Genomic DNA, 2,518 nt, shown 5'->3' with positions numbered 1-2,518 from the left:
GCGAGCAATGCACATCTAGCAACAGGCGAGCACCATCACGGATGAGGAACCACCCATATGGCTCATGATCGACGACCTGCATATGTGCGCTTTAACGTAAAAGCTCAGCGGGCGGCGAAGCCGTCCGCTGCAGCAAAGGGTTAGGCCTAATGGGCTCAAGGCCGCTTACTTGCAGGTGATGCATGGATTTAGCACCAACAGGAGTGGCAACAACAAGACCAGACCGATCATCAGCCCTCCGTTCGAATTGCTGGCGACCGGGCTGCGTTGGAAGATGGGGTCCCGAGCGAACTGAGGTGGTTCGACAACGCGTATCCAATAGGTTGAGTTTGTCCTTTCGGCACCTTGTGTCAGCTTGGCTTCGCTTTTAAGAAAGCGATCTCCCGCGATAGTTCCTGTCAGCACGAATCGTCCCTGGCTATCCGTCACAAAGCCCAGGGAACTGGCCAGATCAATTTGCTGTTGTTCGAGTACACCTTTCCCCACGAACAGCGTCCATCTTCCGCGCAGGTCCGTGGGCGTGCGCATTTCGAAGTCCTTGAAGTCGGCTGCCAAAAGCGGCCTCAACGACGAGCGGAGCGCGGCAACAAGCGCACTCGGCGGATTTAAAACATAGTGATAGGTTCCGCCAAACACGACCAGCTTGTCACCGGCAGGCGTGATCGCGAGCGAATTGACACTCTCCATATAGCCCTCACGGTGCCAGTCGGGATGGCCGCATCCGATGAGAGGGGCGACCGACAACGATAGGACAGCTCTGCGAGTGGTCATTACTCCCTTTCGGATTTGAGGAACATTGGATCTTGCGGCCGAAATCCTCAAGCGCTTGCGCGGTTGCGCGAACGCCGGGTTCAGGCCTAACGTRAAAGCTCAGCGGGCGGCGAAGCCGTCCGCTGCAGCGACCRGTTATGCCGAGCGCCGTTTGTCGAAGCGCCGGTGGCCGCGACCCGACGAAGCCGCCGAAGTTGAAGCCCGTCGCCGGCTGAGGCGAGCAGGCCTGGTGGACTAGCCGGAAGCGCAATGCGTCGCGGAATCCAGGTCTGGGCGCCGCCGAAACGTGACACCGACACGCGCTCATCGGAACGCGCGGAACCCTTGGCCGCCAGCGCGACGAGGCCGCCGCGCAAGCAAGGCACAAAGCTGCTGATGGAGTTCAASCTAGCSTGCTGCATAACGTTGAAGCTGAGCCGCGAGCGGCGGCATGCCGACGCGAGTCGGCTCGAGCGACAGGTTAAAGCGCATTTCGACGCTCCTCAACCCAAGCAATAGCAGCCGCGTCAAAACGCGCACGGTCTTCGCCGTCTACTTTTCGGTCGAGATACGGCGAGGCACTGCCCCTTACGCCTGGGGCGGAATAGTGAATTTGATGGGCGAGCCGCGAGAGGAACTCACGGCCCTGTGCTCGATATTCATTCCCTTCGGCCTCGTTCAGTTCAATGAGGAATGAATAGTCCACTGCGCTATGCGAGCAATGCACATCTAGCAACAGGCGAGCACCATCACGGATGAGGAACCACCCATATGGCTCATGATCGACGACCTGCATATGTGCGCTTTAACGTNGCTATGCGAGCAATGCACATCTAGCAACAGGCGAGCACCATCACGGATGAGGAACCACCCATATGGCTCATGATCGACGACCTGCATATGTGCGCTTTAACGTCGAAGTTCAGCGGGCGGCGAAGCCGTCCGCTGCAATGATGGGTTAAAGCGCAACATAGCCGGACCAAGCACTGACCAGCAAAACCATGACGCCCCCTATGGCGCAGACCACGTAGTGTTGCCTGGCTGATGGACGGCCCTCCCGCTTTGTGTTTGCGGGCAGAAGCGTGCCCGGGGAAGTGCGGACGAACTGGAGAACGCCAAACACTATTGCAGCCGCGCCCAACGCAGCGCCACAAAGCCAAAGATAGGACGGCGCAAGTGCGCCTACTACCAGTACGAGAAGAGACAGCGGGAGTATGAAAACGGCGAATACCCGAGCCGCAGACAGGAACTCTGCAGTCTGACGTTGCTGCCATTCCTCTCGCTCAGTGGGCGTCATTGCGCTTTAACGTGAAAGCTCAGCGGGCGGCGAAGCCGTCCGCTGGAGCGACCGGTTATGCCGAGCGCCGCTTGTCGAAGCGCCGGTGGCCGCGACACGGAAAGGCCGCCGAAGTTGAAGACCGTCGAAGGCTGAGGCGAGCACGCTTGGTGGACTAGCCGCAAGCGCAATGCCGGCGGAATCCGATACCTGGGCGCTGGCCACGCGCGACACCGACACGCGCTCGCCAGAACACGCGGACCGCTCGGTCACCGACGCAACGAGCCCGCGGCGCAAGCAGGGCACAAAGCGCTCGATGGAGTTCAGGCTAGCGTGCTGCATAACGTGTGAGCTCAGCGGACGGCGAAGCCGTCCGCTGCAGCGAAGGGTTGAACGTCATTGCCGGCCAGCGCCTCCAGTTCGCGCACATGCAGGGCTTCAACGAGGCCTTCGCCTACCGCTGGTCGCGCATCATCGACTTCCTTAAGCTGC

At 60.1% G+C, this 2,518-nt stretch carries 2 protein-coding genes; both read right to left on the bottom strand.

The features are described from left to right. Window positions 1-165 precede the first annotated feature (165 nt). Window positions 166-771, bottom strand: a complete 606-nt coding sequence (locus tag ASC95_RS14320) for a hypothetical protein (protein WP_057298407.1) — start codon at window positions 769-771, stop codon at window positions 166-168. A 460-nt stretch (window positions 772-1,231) separates the two neighbouring features. After that, a complete protein-coding gene (locus ASC95_RS29980; RefSeq protein WP_082567807.1) occupies window positions 1,232-1,546 on the bottom strand; it encodes a hypothetical protein in 315 nt (104 codons plus the stop codon). Window positions 1,547-2,518: the final 972 nt, after the last annotated feature.

This window comes from Pelomonas sp. Root1217 (genome assembly GCF_001425705.1).
Lineage (GTDB): Bacteria > Pseudomonadota > Gammaproteobacteria > Burkholderiales > Burkholderiaceae_C > Pelomonas.
The sequence above is the reverse complement of the archived record's forward strand: the minus strand, read 5'-3'. Positions and strand labels throughout refer to the sequence as shown.

Bases quoted from the DNA above. Each gene is read 5' to 3' on its own strand.
- ASC95_RS29980 (WP_082567807.1), bottom strand. From the start codon at position 1,546: ATGCAGGTCGTCGATCATGAGCCATATGGGTGGTTCCTCATCCGTGAT.
- ASC95_RS14320 (WP_057298407.1), bottom strand. From the start codon at position 771: ATGACCACTCGCAGAGCTGTCCTATCGTTGTCGGTCGCCCCTCTCATC.